Here is a 16,995-nt window from a genome sequence, read left to right as displayed (position 1 = left end):
GAATTCTACCAGAAACAAAAACAAATGCGTCTATGTATTTTTTTATCTTCATTTAAATAAAGGGTCAAACTGGCGAATTGAACCACTCAAGCCCGTCAGCTCTTTCAATTTTTTTTGTTGCTGCGCCAAGGTCGGTTTCGACACGTTGGGTCCAACAAATACCCGATTCAACTCCCCTTCAACCGCTGGCTCCGGGAAAGAATGAGCCTGAAAACCTGCATTGCGTAACTTAGTCACTAAACGCAGCACATTTTGGGCATTCTTAAAAGTACCTAGCTGAACAATATAGGCTGGTTTTTCAAATTTAACCTTAGGGACAACTTCACTAACAGAAGGTTTATCTGTGACTTGTTGTTCCCTAGATTTAGCCTCTATCTGGTCAGACGATTCGACTAAGGTTTGCTCATTCTCGAGTTCAATAAGCAACGGCGGTAAAGAGCTTACGGTCGGCGCAAAGGGGATCGCATTAAACTCTTCCTCTACCCTCGTTTTTTTCCCATCAAGAATATCAGGAATTATGATCACCCCCAAAGCTACCAAAATAATGGTGCCCACGAGGCGATTCTTAAACTGTGCAGTCAAAATAGACTCTCTGCTAAGTAGGGGCTGAAGAGAATTCTAATACCTCTGCAACCGTAAAAAAAGAACCAAATACAATTAACATTGAGTGTTCATCCAAACTTCGCCGAGCAGACTGGTAAGCTTCGGTCAGCGATGTAAAGCGCTGCTGCTTAATTGGAGGCGCTAAGCATGCTGCCAAACTCGTACCATCATCGCCTCGAGCACCTTCCAGACCACTGATATACCAGCGTTCAACCAAACTTAACAAAGGTGCTACCGATGCAGCAATATCCTTATCAGAAAGCATCGCGCATAAAGCGAACACCTTACGACCCTGCGCCAATTTAGGTAACTGTGATGCTAAATAAGTGGCCGACTGGGGATTATGGGCGACATCTGCAACAATCAGAGGCTGTTGCAAAATCGTTTGTAAACGCCCCGCTAAACGCCACTCACTAATCGCCTGCTGAATAAGCAAGGGGTCGATATTTAAGCCCAGCTGTTCAAGAACTGCCAACACCGTCGCCGCATTGCTTAAAGGTAGCAATGGATAAGGTAGCTCCTGATAACAAAGTGTCTCTCCTTGATAACTCCAACTATTAGCGGACTTCACGACATGATATTCTCGACCCGCAGCCAACTGCTGGCAGTTGAGCGATTCAGAACATTGCAATACACTACTGACGATATCTTCATCACCGATCACCACCTTCCCTTTTGGGCGGAAGATCCCAGCCTTTTCTCGACCAATTTGGGCTAAATCATCACCTAGCCAATCAATATGATCCATTGCCACTGTGGTTACAACACTCACATCGGGCTCAACAATATTCGTCGCATCTAAACGCCCTCCCAATCCAACCTCTAGGATCAAATAATCGAGTTGAGACTGAGCCAATAACCACACTGCGGCCAAGGTACCAAATTCAAAATAACTTAAACTAGTATCACCTCGTAACTGCTCAATGGCAGCGAAGGAGCGACAAAATACTTCGGCCTCGGGTGAGTTGCCATTAATTCGAACCCGTTCTCGATAATCAATAATATGTGGAGAACTATAAACCCCAACTCGAAAACCCTGAGACAACAATATTTGTTCTAACAACGCACAACTGGAGCCTTTCCCATTCGTCCCCGCAACTGTGATAACCGTCGCATTGACGTGACACAAACCACCCTGTTTAGCGACTTTTTCAACTCGCTCCAAGCCCAAGTCAATGGCACTATGGTGCTGATTTTCCAAATAACAAAGCCAGTCTGCAAGAGACCGGCTTGATGGTTCAGTTGTAACTGGCATATTAATCTTTTTCGTTGGCCGGTTCGGCAAACACGGCGTCTTCATTGGCTTCGATGGTGTCGATGACCACTTCAACAGCCACCTCATTTTCTACGATCCCCATCATTTTAGAAGCCATGCTCGCGATTCGGTCCCGCATATTCCGCCGATCAATAATAATATCGATGGCTCCTTTCTCGAGCAGGAACTCACTGCGTTGGAAACCTTCGGGTAATTTTTCTCGAACAGTTTGTTCAATCACTCGAGGCCCAGCAAAGCCAATTAAGGCTTTAGGCTCAGCAATGTTAATATCACCTAACATCGCAAAACTTGCTGAGACGCCGCCCATGGTAGGGTCGGTGAGCACCGAAAAATAAGGTAAACCTTGTTCTCTCATTTTTGCTAAGGCAGCTGCAGTTTTTGCCATTTGCATCAGCGAAAACAACGCTTCTTGCATCCTAGCGCCACCGCTTGCTGAAAAGCAAATTAAAGCGCGGTTTTCCGCTAAACATTTATCTACCGCGGCAACAAAGCGAGCGCCCACCACAGAACCCATAGAACCGCCCATAAATGCAAATTCAAATGCACAGGCCACGACCGGTAAACCTTTTAGTTCACCCTTGATAACCACCAAAGCATCTGTTTCATCAGTATTACGCTGTGCGGCAACTAAGCGGTCTTTATACTTTTTGCTATCTCTAAACTTTAATTTATCACGCGGCTCTAAATCAGCCGCTAATTCTTCGCGACCATCTTTATCTAAGAATGCGTCTAGACGCTCACGCGCCCCAATCCGCATGTGATGATCACATTTAGGGCATACATTATGGTTACGTTCAACCTCTGCACGGTACAAAGTTTGCTCACATGAAGCACACTTTGTCCATACACCTTCTGGTATGTTACGTCGCTTACCAGAAGCACTTTTACTCTTAGGAAGAATTTTCTCTAACCAACTCATCGGGAACCTTACTTCTCAATAGGCGCTAAACGCCGAAAATACAGAATGCATCGAATGGCCGCAATTAAACCACAATTAGCCACAATGTTTTACTTAAAACTGGTCTAACCCTTCATCACGTTACATTTTTTTTAACTTGCTGGCAAAAACAACGGCCCCATTGCTTGTTCCGGTAAATTAAATTGCTGCGGATAATCAACCTTTACCAGGTATAGGCCCGCAGCTTTCGCGGTTGCAGCAGCTTGTGCTCGATCCTTCAGGGCCAACAATTCAGCGATCCATTCAATGGGACGTTCTTTTTGCCCGACTTTGAGTAAGCTACCCACGATATTGCGCACCATATGATGCACAAAGGCATTCGCTTTAATGTCTACGACAACATAATCGTTATACCGGGTCACCTTCAAGTGCTCCAAGCGACGACAGGGGCTACGACTTTGACATTGTAGCGCACGAAATGAAGTAAAGTCTTGCTCACCCAATAATGCTTGTCCAGCCTGCTCCATTAATTCTACATCTAAAGGATGATGGTAGAAACTCAACCCTTGGGACAACACCGCAGGGCGATAACGACTATTATAAATAACATACCGATAACGCCTAGCCGTTGCGCTAAAGCGAGCATGAAATTCATCACTCACAGGCTGGGCCCAACGTACCGCAATATTTTTAGGTAAATTGGCATTAACACCTAGGGTCCATGCAGCCATCTTTCGCTCAACAGGCGAATCAAAGTGAACCACCTGCCCCGTGGCATGCACGCCAGCATCGGTACGTCCTGCACACTGTACTCCAATACTCGTATTTGCCACGACCGATAAGCTGGCTTCCAATTCTTGTTGAATTGATTTTACTTCTCGTTGGCGCTGCCAACCAAAATAACCGGCACCATCATATTCGATGCCCAGAGCAATGCGCATAATTTTCCACTAGTAATAACTTTAGCCGCATATAATAAAAAAATGACTGAATAAAGTCACCGCTTATTCAACGTTAAGGGGGATAGCGACAATATGCTGTAAATATCGAGCCGGACGGGTCGGAACAGAATTGAACCAACAATGGTATAAAACCATTGTTGGTCTTAATGCTAACTAAAACGAGCGAGTAAGTCTTCGGCTTCCTTTTTCAGTGACTGATCATCACTGACCATGACTTCCTGTAAAATCTTTTTCGCACCATCTTGATCATCAATTTCTAAATAGGCTCTCGCCAAATCTAACTTCGAAGCAAGTTCTGCATTAATATCAACATCAGTCTTATCATCCTGCGGTAAGACGTCTGGGAAAGAGTCTAATTCCAGATCTAAACTTGGCTTATCGTAGGGATCATTATCATCACCCTCCTGCTCATCGGCATCATTTAGCAACATGTCGATATCCACAAACTCGCGTGCTTCGATTTCGCTACGGGAGGGAAGCTCACTATCCGTTGGTTCCGCATCTTGCTTAAAGATATCTTCACCAAAATCAGCAAACATCCCATCGATATCGTCATCAGCATCCATAGCCTGCTCAGCTGAAACCTCTGGCTCCGCAGCAATGTCAACGACGTTGTTCTCAAGCTCTAAGTTAGCTAAATCGACGTCTAATGGCGCTTCTGGTTGGCTTGCTTCAGCAAACTGGTTACTATCGCTCTCATCTTCGATAGTCGGATCTGCTAATTCTATATCTGCCAAGTCGACTTGATCATCATCTAAATCAAAGTCGACCAACTCAGATTCCAGCTCTGTAGCGAGCGGCGTTTCAGTTTCAGTTTCAGTTTCAAACTCATCTTCCGATCCAACTTCAGCTTCCGGAGACTCTTCCTGAATTTCAGGCGCTGCAGTACTCGCCTGCTCGGTTAGCTCGTCATTAACCAAGTCTTCTGATAAATCAATATTATCGAGGTCTATTTTATCTTGATCGCTAACCTCTGAAAGTTCCGCCTCCATTGCTTGCTGCTGCTTTAACGCATCTTCAAAAGATATCTCTTCAGATTCATCGAGTGGTTCGCTTTTGGCAACATCAAATAGATCTTCATCATCGTCCAAAGCTAAAGCCGCGGCTAAATCATCGGCACTAATGATCGAATCGGAGTCCTCCTCTGGCTCTGATGTATTTAGCGGGGCATCAGTATCATCAGGCACCAAATCATCCATCTCAAAATCATCTAAAGCTGACATTTCGCTTTCATCAAGCGCTATCTCATCTTCTAAATTCTGCTGAGTGGATGCAAAATCTTCAAAACTAGCTTCCTCTGTTTCTGGCTCTAAATCATCCGAGTCTTCGTCGGCGACCAATGCTGCGTCTTCAACACTTAAATCGGGTTCTTCAGCAAAGTCACTCGCAAATTCATCTGAGGATTCATCTTCAGGATCTAGATTTTCACTAAATAACTTAGAAAATTCATCTTCTTCATCCATTAACGAAATCGTCGACTCAGCCATTTCTTTATCTTGCTCTTCCAACTCTCGTTTAGCCTTACGCCGAAGCACTAAGGTGATCACTAAAGCAATGAGCAAAATAGGAATAAAGACAACTAAGCCAATATTCAGCGGCGAGGAGAAAAACTCAGACATCCAGGAGGTTTCCGGTTGGTTCTCGAGAACATCAACTTTGGGCTTTTCTAATAATTGTAATATTTGCGTCTGATTCTTACGGTTTTCATTTAATTCTTCACGGATACCAGCCAATTCATCGCTTAACTCTTGGATGCGCATCTTCATCCGATGATTGACTTCAGCCAAACCCATCATTTGTTGGCTAGACTCATCCATTTGCTGTTTTAATACATCAAATTCTTGACGTTTCAGTTGTTCTAACTCGTCGATACGAGTTTCTAACTTGTCACGCAAGGAATCTAAATTGTGCTCTGTTTGCTCTAAAGCCGCTGCATTAACCTTTACTGACTCGGCCATTACTGGTTTTTCAACCGCTGAACTAGCTGTAGGATTGGTAACAACAGTCTTTTTGACAGGTTTCGGTTTAGGTTTTGGCGCTAATGCATTCACCGCCATTTGATGGTTAACAGACTCCACCTCTGCCGCAACAGGCAAGGTTAAGAAGCTACCATTAATAATCGAATCTATATTACCGTTATTGAAGGCTTGTGGGTTTTTTTTCAAGATTGCGTACATCATCTGATATACGCTGACTGAGCGGGAGGGCCGATTTAGGCTGGCAATCGCCCATAAGGTATCGTTGCTGCGTACTGGGCCATAAATTTGCGGCTCAGGCTCTCCAACGACTTCGTCGGGGCCAACTAACTCGACATAAAAGGTTCCATTGTCTTCGGCAATGGCAGGTCTTAATACCATCAGTGATAAAACGGCTGACAATGCAACGAGGGAAATCTTCCGCCCCATAGTATTTCCTTGTGTTCATCCTTTAGACTGAATAACTCAATCCTTGTTATCTCTTTAATATAACCAGCTAACAAAAGCTGATCTAGCTAAACAGCTAACAGTTTACGCCTAGATCCCATTTTACTGCGCTTTTCCTCAACTAGAGTTATCGGCGCAGTGTCAATAATCTAAACCGCTTACTCAATTAAATATATTGTTTTATCAAGGTTTCGCCGATCTGCGCAGCATTCTTCACCACCCCCGCTAATGGATTATTAGCCATCAAGCAAAGATTCAAGCCACGTTCATCACTCAAATTCTGCCTTAAACGGCTAATCGAGATGGTATCGCTATTCGCAATATTGCTAACGGGGGTCACCAATTCGTTTTCTATCAATTCAAAAGCGGAGTGTTGCTCCAAGTATTCACAAATAGTCAGCCTATCTAAAGCATAAGTCGCATATAGATGCACAGACAAGCTATCACCATAAAATACTGGAACATGCATAGCACTAACATTGATACTTAATTCAGGGGCTTGCAACAGATAGCGACATTGCAAACTTAACTCAGCTTCAAACTCACTGCTCCCCTGTAGCAGCTCATTTCCTTGTTCAGGTAGCATATTAAAGGCTAATTGCTGAGGGAAAAGCTTGGCTTCTACAGGAAGACCATTTAACAAACGCGCTGTTTGTCCCGCTAACTCATCAACCCCCGCTTTGCCTTTGTTGGCCGCACTAAGCAGCGCGTTCACTTCGACCCGCTCAAGCTCGACATCTTGCTGAATGATATGCAACAACAAAGACAGCTGTCCGGCCAAACTAGAAGGACAAGACAACCAACGCTCGGTGACCCCCTCAGCAATATGTTCGGGGTTAAGGTCTGCATGAACCCAAGTCGCAGTCTCAGGTTTCGCGTCAACCATATCAATCACGATACAACCCAACTGACAGGCTTGTTCAGCCAGATCGAGAGCGGATTCCTGATTAGACATTAACCAAGCAATACTCAATTCTGACCAATTCACTAATTGCGGATCAGCCGCATCTATTGACTGCCCTTGCCACTTTAACTGGCGATCTTCTTCGACTTCAGCTTCTACATTGATGGGAAAAAGCTGCGCCAGAGGAAACTCACGTTGTTCAAGCTCACTCAACAAATGTTGGCTTAACTCACTTTCGGCGCCAATAATGGCGACATTATGAAACTGTTGCATCTATTTTTTCTCTTAACGATTAAAACCAAGTTGAGCTAACTCAGCTTGCTTCTCTTGATTAACCACCCGCAATACACTAAATTCGCGGCGCTGCGGGTAATGTTTTCTTAATTGGTCAAAGCCTTCTGGGCTTAAACCATGGCTTCGAAAGCGTCGATCGTCGGCAAAAATATCGTACACCAACTGACTCAGTTTGGTCAGTTGTGCCTCACCAGATAATGCCGCAACACGGATCTCATTAAACTCGGCCAACGGCAATAGCTGGTCACTAATATCATTCACCTTTAAGCCTAAAGCTTGACACATGGCCTGATAAACCATACTAGTGCCACGCATTTTTCCTTCAAGGCTATAGCCAGCAATATGTGGTGTCGCGATAAATGCATGCTTAACCAAAGGAGTCAGCACCGCTGGTTCTCCTTCCCAAACATCTAAAATAAGTAATGGTGCCAATTGCTGCTCGGCCAAAGCTAATAACGCTTGGTTATCGATGACTTCTCCACGACAAGCATTGACTAAAATTTGCCGAGGCTGCAGCTGACTTAACACCGTTTGATTAAACAAATGGTAGCTTGGATATTCGCCAGTTTTAGTCGAAGGTACGTGTAAGCTAATGATATCTGCAGCGAGCACTTGTTCAAAGCTTACCGAGTGACTTAGCTGTCCCAGGTCGGCCAGAGGTGGATCATACAACAACACTTGCATGCCAACTGCAGCTGCACATTTAGCGACTTGGCTCCCGGTATTACCTGCGCCAACAATCGCTATCGTTTGACCTTGTAAAGGCTGCTGACGAAAATCAGCCGCAGCCAGCAAAGCAGTAATAACATATTCACCAACCGCAACGGCATTACAGCCCGGCGCGCTAGCAAAGGCAATCCCTTGCTGCGCCAAATAGCATTGATCGACATGTTCGGTACCAATGGTTGCGGTGCCAACAAACTTCAGATGTTGCGCCTGCGCAAGCAATGCTCGATTTACTTGGGTTACCGAGCGCACCAGCAGCGCATCCGCATCAAGCAACTGCTCAGCCCGTATCGTCCGTCCATCGACTGGCACAACTTTGCCATGTTGACTTAATATTTGCTGGGCGAAGGGGATATTTTCATCTACAACTATTTTCATTTCGCGTTCAACTGCAATCCACGATTTTCAATAGCAGCAATATAACACAAGCGAGAGTTCGGTGAACTTTAAGCTTGCAGATACACGGCGTTATTTTTTAGTGAAAAATACCAGTTCAGAGATCTAAAAAACAAAAAAGCCGCCTGCTGGCGGCTCATTCACCTAGCACTAGGTTTTTAGTCTTGAAAGCGTTCCATCACTAAAGTGGCATTTGTGCCACCAAAACCAAAACTGTTCGACATCACACGATTTAATTTGGCCGGTTGAGCTTGATTGGCCACAATATTCAGACCTTCGGCTTGATCGTCCAAGGTATTGATGTTGATGCTCGGTGCAACAAAGTCATTTTCCATCATCAATAAAGAATATATTGCTTCATGTACACCGGCGGCCCCTAGCGCATGACCCGTCATCGCTTTAGTTGCACTAATCAGAGGGCTATTACCAGCAAACACTTCCTGAATCGCCCCTAACTCTTTTACATCACCGACAGGAGTAGAGGTACCATGAGTATTCACATAATCAATATCACCCGTCAGATTCTGCATGGCTTGACGCATACAGCGTACTGCGCCCTCGCCCGAAGGCGCAACCATGTCATAACCATCAGAAGTTGCGCCATAACCGACGATTTCAGCGTAAATTTTAGCGCCCCGAGCCAGTGCATGTTCAAGCTCTTCAACCACCACCATACCGCCACCACCTGAAATTACAAAACCATCACGGTCTGTATCATAGGTACGAGAAGCAAGTTCTGGTGTCTCATTAAACTTGGTTGATAAAGCGCCCATGGCGTCAAATTCCATAGCCAGGCTCCAATGCAACTCTTCCCCACCGCCCGCAAATACCACGTCTTGCTTACCTAATTGAATTAACTCAAGAGCATGACCGATACAGTGTGCACTGGTTGCACAAGCACTACTAATTGAATAGTTCACACCTTTTATTTTAAAAGGTGTTGCTAAACAGGCTGAGGTGGTGCTCGACATCGTTCTCGGCACCATGTAAGGGCCGATACGACGAACACCTTTAGTCCGTAAGATATCGGCAGCTTCAGTTTGGTTTTTCGAAGACGCACCACCGGAACCCACCACTAAACCGGTGCGCTCGTTAGATACATGAGCTTCGCCTAAACCCGCATCAGCTATCGCCTGCTCCATAGACATATATGAAAACGCAGCAGCATCGCCCATAAAACGCATGACCTTACGATCAATATGCTCCGCAGGATTAATTTTTAAATCACCCCATACTTGGCTACGCAACTTCATTTCTTCAAATTCAGCTGAATGAGTAATGCCTGACTTACCAGCCTGCAATGATGCTAATACTTCTTCTTTATTGTTACCGATACTAGATATAATACCTAGCCCGGTGATAACTGCTCTTTTCATCAGATGGTCTCACGGATTGTATTTGCTGCTATGTTACCCATTTTGCAGCTTAATCTGGTCGGATGAGAGTACACGTGTACGCTTAAACTTTCTAGTAAAAATCGAGGTTAAATTTTGTCTTCGACAAATAATGAGAACAACAGCACCATTGCAACCATCCATTGGAGTCCCGAAGGCACACCAGTGGCGACCGACTACGACGATGTCTATTTCTCTATCGATAATGGATTAGCCGAAAGTCGTTATGTATTTATTGAACAAAATCAACTTACTGAACGTTGGCTTAACCACAATAAAACCAGCTATGTCATTGCCGAGACCGGGTTTGGAACTGGCCTTAATTTTCTAGCCACCTGGCAACACTACCAACAATTTTTAGTTCAGCAGCCATCAACGGCTGTCAAACGACTGCATTTTATTAGCTTTGAAAAACATCCTTTAGCAGTAAAAGATCTAAGCCAAGCCTTAGCTCAGTGGCCCGAATTAAATGAATTTGCCAGCCAGCTAGTGAAATATTATCCAGAGATTATGACACCAGGATGTCATCGCATAAATTTTAGCCACCCGGTTGCGATCACCTTAGATATTTGGGTCGGCGATGTGCATCAGCACCTTCCCGAAATACCGTGCCCCGACGAAGGTTTAGTTCATAGCTGGTTTCTCGACGGCTTCGCTCCCAGTAAAAATCCCGACATGTGGTCGCAGGATTTATTTAATGGTATGGCAAAATTGTCCGTTCCTGAAGCTAACTTCGCCACCTTCACCGCCGCAGGTTTTGTCAGACGAGGCTTAATCAGTGCAGGCTTTGAGGCAAGAAAAACCAAAGGCTATGGTCGAAAACGAGAAATGCTAATCGGCCAATATCAGGCAGCTCAAGAGCTGCCTAGCCTAGCGCAAGGTTTATATCATCGTAAAGGCATCCAGGCAAAGGACGATGTTGCGATTATCGGAGCTGGCATTGCAGGTGCCAGCCTCGCCTATGCGCTAGTTAAGCGGGGCATCAAAGTCACCATTTACGAACAAGCGACACAAGCTGCAGCCGAAGCGTCGGGGAATCGACAAGGTGCGGTTTACCCCCTGCTCAGTCCTAATCAGCCACATGTGAGTGACTTTTTTCAACACGCCTTCAACTACCAACGGCAAATCATTGCCCAGTTAACACAACAGAACTTGAGTATCGAACATCAGTATTGTGGGCTACTGCAATTAAGCCACGATAGTAAATCAGCCAAAAAAAATCAAAATATTGTGCAAGCAGGTTATCCTAAGGAGCTGGTCGATATAGTTTCTGCCGAACTAGCGAGTGAATTAGCTGGCTTAAAATTATCCAGTGAAGCCTTATATTATCCTAAAGCTGGCTGGATCAATGCCAAGCAATGTGTTGAGGCGCTATTAATTGCGGCACAAAATAGCGGTCTACTAAATATTCAATATCAGCATCAGCTTAAAAAATTCGATATTGCAGAGCAAGGCGTTCAACTGCACTTCGAAAACGCCACTATTGAGCATGACAATCTAGTTTTTTGCAATGCGCACCAATTGTTAGCGTTAGAGCAAGGCCGTCAATTACCACTCACTCCAGTGCGTGGCCAAGTGAGCCATATTCAGAGCAGCCCGCAGCTTTCTAAACTAAAGAAAATCTTATGTTATGAGGGTTACCTCACGCCAGCCAATCATCAACAACACTGCATTGGCGCGAGCTATAAAAGAAACAACTTAGAGACCCAGCTCAATGAGCAAGAAGGCCAAGAGAACTTACAGTCGTTGCGCGATTGCCAAGCCCAAAGTTGGAATACACAACTTGAATTTGCGGACCTAAAAGGCCGAGCCGCGATACGCTGTGTAGTGCGAGACCACTTCCCGCTATTAGGACAATTACCAGATCTAGAACGGATCTATCACCCCGACTATTTACTGAACTGGCAGAAGCAAAGTCCTCCCGCCTATCCTCGCTGTTTTGTTGCCACAGGCTTTGGTTCACGTGGTATTTGTAGTGCGCCTTTTGCTGGTGAATTGTTAGCTGCTCAGCTTTGTGAAGAACCGATCCCTGTGAAGCTATCCACCTTAAATAATCTGCATCCACACCGATTTTGGAATCGACGCCTACTTAAAAATCGCCCCTTAGAATTAAGGTATCGTTAAACCTAATGATTCACCATAGGCAGTTTGACGTTGGTAGGTTCGGATTTTTTGCCGCGCATTCGCTAAAGCAGCTCGCCCTTTAGCATTGATAAGCGCTTCTAGTTGTTGGCAACCAGCAGCCGACAAGCCTTTGGTTTGTTGAACAAAACGTTCTGCACTTTGTTCAATGAGCCAAGCAATTTTTTGATGATATTGCTGGGCCGCAGCAATATAGCTTATCCATGATTGTTGAGTCGCAAAGTCAGCTTTACTTTGGCTTATCCAGCGCGGCATAATTAACTCGGCGCGTAACAATAGTTCGGGACTTAAAGACTCACAACGCGCGTTTCTACGCGCAACTTTCGGAGTCCAATTAAACAAATATTGTCCAGAAATACTATAATGATGCCCTCTTTTCAGCGGGCCTTCAGACATGAGTTGAGCGCGAAGTTGCTTTAAATCCCCCGCATTAACATCATAATATTCGATCTCGCTTTGTACCGACGCAGCATGGACTACTGGAGAAAATAATATAAAAACCAATAGGATAACTCTACCATTCCATTTCGCTCGTCTCACATTTGGTCCTCTAGATAATCGATTATCGGCACGAAATCGAGATTTAAGTCATTGGACATATTAAATACTTGAGCTTTCAGCATATCAGCTGTTTTAGTTAAGCATAAAACTTTAACGAATAATCAAATACTTCTCGACTAAACTTATCTTTAGATATAAAACCAAGGCTGTTTTTGTGAAGAACGTCAAAGCGCAGCCCCTCAATGTAAACTTTTACCGCTTCCGCCTTAGCAAACAAGGCATTTCGTCTCATACTGTAAAAAGACAAGGAGAGTTGATAATATATTATGTCGTTACCTATTTTAATCTGCGATGATTCCAATCTCGCTAGAAAACAAATGGCACGTAGTCTACCGCCAGGCTGGGATGTCGAGATCAGCTTTGCCACAAATGGACAAGAAGGCTTAGACTTAATTCGCCAAGGAAAAGGCGATGTGGTGTTTCTCGACCTAAACATGCCAATCATGGATGGCTACGAAGTACTACAGCAAGTTCAAAGCAATGATTTACCAGCACTGATCATTGTAGTCTCTGGAGATATTCAGCCAGAAGCCTACTCTCGCGTAAAACAACTCGGCGCCTTAGATTTTATAAAAAAACCGACAAACAAAGCCAAAATTGACGAAATACTATTGGCTTATGGCATCGTTGAGTCCCAGCAATTACTCGAGTTAGAGAGCGATTTAGCGGCTTTAGACCAAATGCCCGCGCCTGCAAAAGACACTTTGTCACCCAAAATCGTTGATTATCGAGACCATTATCAGGAAATAGCCAACGTTGCCATGGGTAGAGCCGCTGATTTACTCGCGCGTTTGCTCGATACATTTATTGTATTACCCATCCCCAATGTCAACATTTTGGAAACCAGTGAACTACATATGGCACTGAGCTCGGTTGAAGAAAATGAACAAATGTCAGCAGTATGCCAAGGTTTCATTGGTGCAGGTATTGCCGGAGAGGCGTTACTGCTATTTCATGATTCAAGCTTCACCGATATGTCTAAGTTAATGAAATATAAAGGACAACTTGACGATAACGGTCAACTGGAAGTGCTGATGGACATCGCCAATATTCTGATTGGGGCATGTTTACAAGGCGTCTCTGATCAACTCGACCTTGGCTTTTCACAAGGACACCCCGTTGTATTAGGTCAACATTGTAATCTTAGTGAACTAATCGCAAACAATACCCATCGCTGGCAAAAAACTTTAGCTATTGAGATCAACTACACCATTGAAAAGCACAATATTCAATGTGACTTGTTACTGTTGATTACCGAAGATTCCTTGCCAACACTTAACAATAAAATCTCTTACTTATTTGATCATCATGAACCAACATCAAAATGAAATGAACGAGTTCCACTGGATGCTAGACATGATACAAACCATCGATGTCGGTTTGGTCGTACTAGACAAAGACTATAATGTTCAAATTTGGAACAATTTTATGGAGGCGCATAGTGGTCTTCGCGCCGACCAAGCCCAGCGCCAAAGCATATTTAGCTTATTTCCAGAGCTTCCCGAAGACTGGTTAAAACATAAGATCGATTCGGTATTTTTTTTAAAAAACCGCGCTTTCACAACCTGGGAGCAACGTCCTCATGTATTTCCATTTAAAAACTATCGGCCAATCACTGGTACGGTAGATTTTATGTATCAAAATATCACCATTATCCCGCTCACCTCTCTAACCGGCGTGGTAACTCATATTAGTTTAATTATTTATGATGTTACCGATAGCGCAGTCAACAGACTCGAAACCATAAAAGTAAACGAAAAACTTAAGGTGCTCAGTCGTACCGACAAGCTCACTCAACTTTACAATCGTGGCTACTGGCAAGATCGCTTGGAACAAGAATATGAGCGCTATGTCAGAACGGCTCAACCAACATCGCTGCTGATGTTTGATATTGACCATTTTAAACATATCAACGATAACTATGGCCACCCCACGGGAGACAAAATCCTCAGCTTACTTGGAGAGACATTACGCAACATTATGCGTAAAACCGATATTGCGGGGCGTTATGGCGGAGAAGAGTTTGCAATCATCCTCACCAATACTGACGCCAAACATGCTTTAGTTTTTGCTGAACGGTTACGTCTGGAAGTAGCTCAGATGAACCCGTTAGTTAAAGGTGTAGAAGTCCCCTTTACGATTAGTTTAGGCATCGCCCAACTAGACAAACAGACAGCGAGTGAGAAAGAATGGCTAAGCAATACCGACCAAGCCTTGTACCGAAGTAAAGATCAAGGCCGTAATCAAACCAGCGTCCATCAACCAGAGTAAAACAAATAAAAAAAGCAAAGCCAAGGCTTTGCTTTTTTAGCCATTCGACTCATTAAATTATCGACTTAAACCTAGTCATAGTGGACCTGAGCAAGCAAAATCAATCAGTAATGAGTTTAGTATAACGATAATCCTACCCAGACACTAAAATCGACTTGAATCCATTTTTAAGCAACCGCAGTAATGTCTTGCTGTTGTTTGTCGGCAAATTGAATCATATCACGCCACAATGCTTCTGCTTGCAGCTGCATGGTCTCATCAGTCTCACCATTAAAGTAAGCATCAAGTAAGGCCATATGCATGTGAGACTTTAAACTATGGATCATCGGACAGCGACTTAACTCTGTTTGAGTCACAGCGACTCCCAAGTGATCGTTCAAATACTGCACCACATTTTTTGGCGGCGCATTAAGATTATTTTCGTAACTATTCAGGAACAACTGAAGTAGGGAGACATAATTTTTGAGCATCGGTAACCTCATTTTCAGGGTTCGATACTCGATACATAATATAATCGCGGTAACCAGTAATTACCTTGATGCTTCCAGATAAATATTTATCTAGTTCTGTATCGCCAGTATCAACTATCAACGGGCGTCCATGCAAAGATTTAAGTTTAGTTTTAGTCGCTACCACAACAATATTTTCTCGGCCAATCAATCGCAACACCCGAGGGCTGAGTTGCTGATTGCCTCGACCAAACAAATGACCTTGGCCACCAATAATTGTTAGTAATAACTGCGTTTTTACGGAGGCTATTCTATTTATCAACTCCGCTTCGGTCAAATCCTGTTGAAGGATTTGACGATCTTTAACCAAATCTACTCCCAGAAGCGTATTAGCTAGTGATAACTCCTGCATTATTGCGGCAACAGTCGACCCCGATCCTGCAATAAACTGCTGGTCGTCCATTAATTCGATAACTTCTGCGGCAATATCTTGTAACACAAGGTCTTCGACTTCCATGCCGCCCTGTTTAGTCGCTTGTACATAATGAAGCTCATCAGGCACTCGCATTTCACCAAAACACTTAGCTCGCACCCGCCCCTGACGAAAAGCCTGTTCATCGATATCCATCACCTCAGCAACTTTCAAACTCAAGATCTCACCACGTAGCAACTTTGCAATCACCATCCCGGTCGCCTTTGGCGTGACCCCATATACGGCAGAGTGGATCTTACATCCGGCAGGAATACCCAAACAGTTTTGTTGCGATCCAACAACACTAAGCACATCGCGGGCGGTGCCATCTCCACCAACAAAAACCAGTAGATCCAGTCGTTGTTCGCTGAGCAGGGCAGCAGCCTCCTTGGTATCCACAGCGCTGCTTGGCGAATGGGCTTGATAGAGTACGCGATGATTAAAATCCAATTGCTGACATACTTGTTCGCCCATTTCACCCGATGCGGTCAAGACACAAAAACGCTCCGCCAAAGGTACTAAACATTGCAAAGCCTGAACCGCACGCTGCATCGCTTTCTTTTCTGCTCCCATCGCTAAAGCGCGCTCAACCACTTCGTCGGATCCCTTCAAAGCAACACTACCACCGATGCCAGCCACCGGATTAATCAACAAACCAATTTTAATCATGAGTCCCTCAGAGTTACCCGCTTAATGATGCTCGTAGCTTTGCTAAAGCCTCAATAAACTGTTGAGCACGAGATGGAAAACCTTGTTTTTGAAAATCTAAAAACTGCTGCTGTACCGCTTGGCTAAAAGCTTGCCGATCGCTTTGATAACCCGATAAGTTGTCTACACTCACTTGAAAAGTACGACCCGCCACTTTAGAAAATGCACATTCGATAGCTTGTGGTTTTACCTCAACTCGTTCAAACTTTTGCTGCAACGATTGATCACGACCATCAGGATGATACCAGTAACCATAATCTTCCAGTTGACGTCGAGCATTACCAGCAATACACCAGTGAGCAATTTCGTGTAAGGCACTGGCGTAAAAGCCATGCGCAAATACCACCCGATGTTGACTAAAGCGTTGATCGGCGGGTAAGTAAATTGGTTCTTCGTCGCCTTCGACCAAAATCGTATTAAAAGACACAAAAGTTTGATTAAACAAACCAATCAACTGTTCGACATCATCAAGAATCATCACTGAGCCTCTCAGTTTAGGCAAAATAAAGCCCCTAA

The 16,995-nt window shown here is 44.3% G+C and carries 15 protein-coding genes; 3 read left to right on the top strand and 12 right to left on the bottom strand.

The window, feature by feature from the left end:
• Positions 1 to 48: 48 nt before the first annotated feature.
• The 8 genes from ACRRSW_RS09445 to fabB all read right to left on the bottom strand — a co-directional run bounded on the left by ACRRSW_RS09445 (position 49) and on the right by fabB (position 9,858).
• Positions 49 to 582, bottom strand: a complete 534-nt coding sequence (locus ACRRSW_RS09445; RefSeq protein ID WP_432459200.1) for an SPOR domain-containing protein — start codon at positions 580 to 582, stop codon at positions 49 to 51.
• 13 nt (positions 583 to 595) lie between these two features.
• Entirely contained in the window at positions 596 to 1,858 is a 1,263-nt protein-coding gene (folC, locus tag ACRRSW_RS09440; RefSeq protein ID WP_432459199.1) for a bifunctional tetrahydrofolate synthase/dihydrofolate synthase, read from the bottom strand.
• Between the two features lies 1 nt (position 1,859).
• The gene (gene accD / locus ACRRSW_RS09435) at positions 1,860 to 2,798 is read right to left on the bottom strand and encodes an acetyl-CoA carboxylase, carboxyltransferase subunit beta (protein ID WP_432459198.1); all 939 of its coding nucleotides are present in this window, start codon (positions 2,796 to 2,798) and stop codon (positions 1,860 to 1,862) included.
• A 131-nt stretch (positions 2,799 to 2,929) separates the two neighbouring features.
• Complete coding sequence (gene truA, locus ACRRSW_RS09430; protein WP_432453462.1) at positions 2,930 to 3,718, bottom strand: tRNA pseudouridine(38-40) synthase TruA; 789 nt, start codon at positions 3,716 to 3,718, stop codon at positions 2,930 to 2,932.
• Between the two features lie 170 nt (positions 3,719 to 3,888).
• On the bottom strand, positions 3,889 to 6,144 hold the full coding sequence (locus ACRRSW_RS09425; RefSeq protein ID WP_432459197.1) for a FimV/HubP family polar landmark protein: 2,256 nt from the start codon (positions 6,142 to 6,144) through the stop codon (positions 3,889 to 3,891).
• 184 nt (positions 6,145 to 6,328) lie between these two features.
• Complete coding sequence (locus tag ACRRSW_RS09420) at positions 6,329 to 7,339, bottom strand: Asd/ArgC dimerization domain-containing protein (RefSeq protein WP_432453464.1); 1,011 nt, start codon at positions 7,337 to 7,339, stop codon at positions 6,329 to 6,331.
• Between the two features lie 12 nt (positions 7,340 to 7,351).
• On the bottom strand, positions 7,352 to 8,464 hold the full coding sequence (locus ACRRSW_RS09415) for a 4-phosphoerythronate dehydrogenase (protein WP_432459196.1): 1,113 nt from the start codon (positions 8,462 to 8,464) through the stop codon (positions 7,352 to 7,354).
• A 176-nt stretch (positions 8,465 to 8,640) separates the two neighbouring features.
• On the bottom strand, positions 8,641 to 9,858 hold the full coding sequence (gene fabB, locus ACRRSW_RS09410; protein ID WP_432459195.1) for a beta-ketoacyl-ACP synthase I: 1,218 nt from the start codon (positions 9,856 to 9,858) through the stop codon (positions 8,641 to 8,643).
• Positions 9,859 to 9,972: 114 nt separating this feature from the next.
• On the opposite strand from fabB, the gene mnmC reads away from it, so the two are divergent.
• On the top strand, positions 9,973 to 12,000 hold the full coding sequence (gene mnmC, locus ACRRSW_RS09405) for a bifunctional tRNA (5-methylaminomethyl-2-thiouridine)(34)-methyltransferase MnmD/FAD-dependent 5-carboxymethylaminomethyl-2-thiouridine(34) oxidoreductase MnmC (RefSeq protein ID WP_432459193.1): 2,028 nt from the start codon (positions 9,973 to 9,975) through the stop codon (positions 11,998 to 12,000).
• On the opposite strand, the gene ACRRSW_RS09400 is transcribed toward mnmC, so the two are convergent.
• Positions 11,986 to 12,558 carry a DUF922 domain-containing protein gene (locus ACRRSW_RS09400; RefSeq protein WP_432453468.1) on the bottom strand — a complete coding sequence of 191 codons (573 nt, stop codon included), beginning with the start codon at positions 12,556 to 12,558 and terminating at the stop codon, positions 11,986 to 11,988. The genes mnmC and ACRRSW_RS09400 overlap by 15 nt on opposite strands.
• Before the next feature lie 287 nt (positions 12,559 to 12,845).
• Between ACRRSW_RS09400 and ACRRSW_RS09395 the strand changes: the two genes are divergently transcribed.
• Positions 12,846 to 13,907 carry a response regulator gene (locus tag ACRRSW_RS09395; protein ID WP_432453469.1) on the top strand — a complete coding sequence of 354 codons (1,062 nt, stop codon included), beginning with the start codon at positions 12,846 to 12,848 and terminating at the stop codon, positions 13,905 to 13,907.
• Positions 13,888 to 14,850 carry a diguanylate cyclase gene (locus tag ACRRSW_RS09390; RefSeq protein ID WP_432453470.1) on the top strand — a complete coding sequence of 321 codons (963 nt, stop codon included), beginning with the start codon at positions 13,888 to 13,890 and terminating at the stop codon, positions 14,848 to 14,850. The genes ACRRSW_RS09395 and ACRRSW_RS09390 overlap by 20 nt, the downstream gene beginning before the upstream one ends.
• A gap of 167 nt (positions 14,851 to 15,017) precedes the next feature.
• On the opposite strand, the gene ACRRSW_RS09385 is transcribed toward ACRRSW_RS09390, so the two are convergent.
• From ACRRSW_RS09385 to ACRRSW_RS09375, 3 genes are all read right to left on the bottom strand, one after another.
• Positions 15,018 to 15,206: a hypothetical protein gene (locus ACRRSW_RS09385; protein ID WP_432459192.1), complete on the bottom strand. Its 189-nt coding sequence runs from the start codon at positions 15,204 to 15,206 to the stop codon at positions 15,018 to 15,020.
• Between the two features lie 70 nt (positions 15,207 to 15,276).
• Positions 15,277 to 16,440, bottom strand: coding sequence for an ATP-NAD kinase family protein (locus ACRRSW_RS09380; RefSeq protein ID WP_432453471.1), 1,164 nt, complete (start codon positions 16,438 to 16,440; stop codon positions 15,277 to 15,279).
• A 13-nt stretch (positions 16,441 to 16,453) separates the two neighbouring features.
• On the bottom strand, positions 16,454 to 16,981 hold the full coding sequence (locus ACRRSW_RS09375) for an elongation factor P hydroxylase (RefSeq protein WP_432453472.1): 528 nt from the start codon (positions 16,979 to 16,981) through the stop codon (positions 16,454 to 16,456).
• Positions 16,982 to 16,995: the final 14 nt, after the last annotated feature.

The sequence above is a fragment of the Agarivorans sp. QJM3NY_25 genome, assembly GCF_050870875.2.
In the GTDB taxonomy this organism is placed as follows: Bacteria; Pseudomonadota; Gammaproteobacteria; order Enterobacterales; family Celerinatantimonadaceae; genus Agarivorans.
The sequence above is the reverse complement of the archived record's forward strand: the minus strand, read 5'-3'. Positions and strand labels throughout refer to the sequence as shown.

Coding starts and splice junctions, on each gene's coding strand:
- ACRRSW_RS09390 (WP_432453470.1), top strand. CDS start 13,888: ATGAACCAACATCAAAATGAAATGAACGAGTTCCACTGGATGCTAGAC.
- ACRRSW_RS09415 (WP_432459196.1), bottom strand. CDS start 8,464: ATGAAAATAGTTGTAGATGAAAATATCCCCTTCGCCCAGCAAATATTA.
- folC (WP_432459199.1), bottom strand. CDS start 1,858: ATGCCAGTTACAACTGAACCATCAAGCCGGTCTCTTGCAGACTGGCTT.
- ACRRSW_RS09380 (WP_432453471.1), bottom strand. CDS start 16,440: ATGATTAAAATTGGTTTGTTGATTAATCCGGTGGCTGGCATCGGTGGT.
- fabB (WP_432459195.1), bottom strand. CDS start 9,858: ATGAAAAGAGCAGTTATCACCGGGCTAGGTATTATATCTAGTATCGGT.
- ACRRSW_RS09420 (WP_432453464.1), bottom strand. CDS start 7,339: ATGCAACAGTTTCATAATGTCGCCATTATTGGCGCCGAAAGTGAGTTA.
- ACRRSW_RS09425 (WP_432459197.1), bottom strand. CDS start 6,144: ATGGGGCGGAAGATTTCCCTCGTTGCATTGTCAGCCGTTTTATCACTG.
- ACRRSW_RS09395 (WP_432453469.1), top strand. CDS start 12,846: ATGTCGTTACCTATTTTAATCTGCGATGATTCCAATCTCGCTAGAAAA.
- accD (WP_432459198.1), bottom strand. CDS start 2,798: ATGAGTTGGTTAGAGAAAATTCTTCCTAAGAGTAAAAGTGCTTCTGGT.
- truA (WP_432453462.1), bottom strand. CDS start 3,718: ATGCGCATTGCTCTGGGCATCGAATATGATGGTGCCGGTTATTTTGGT.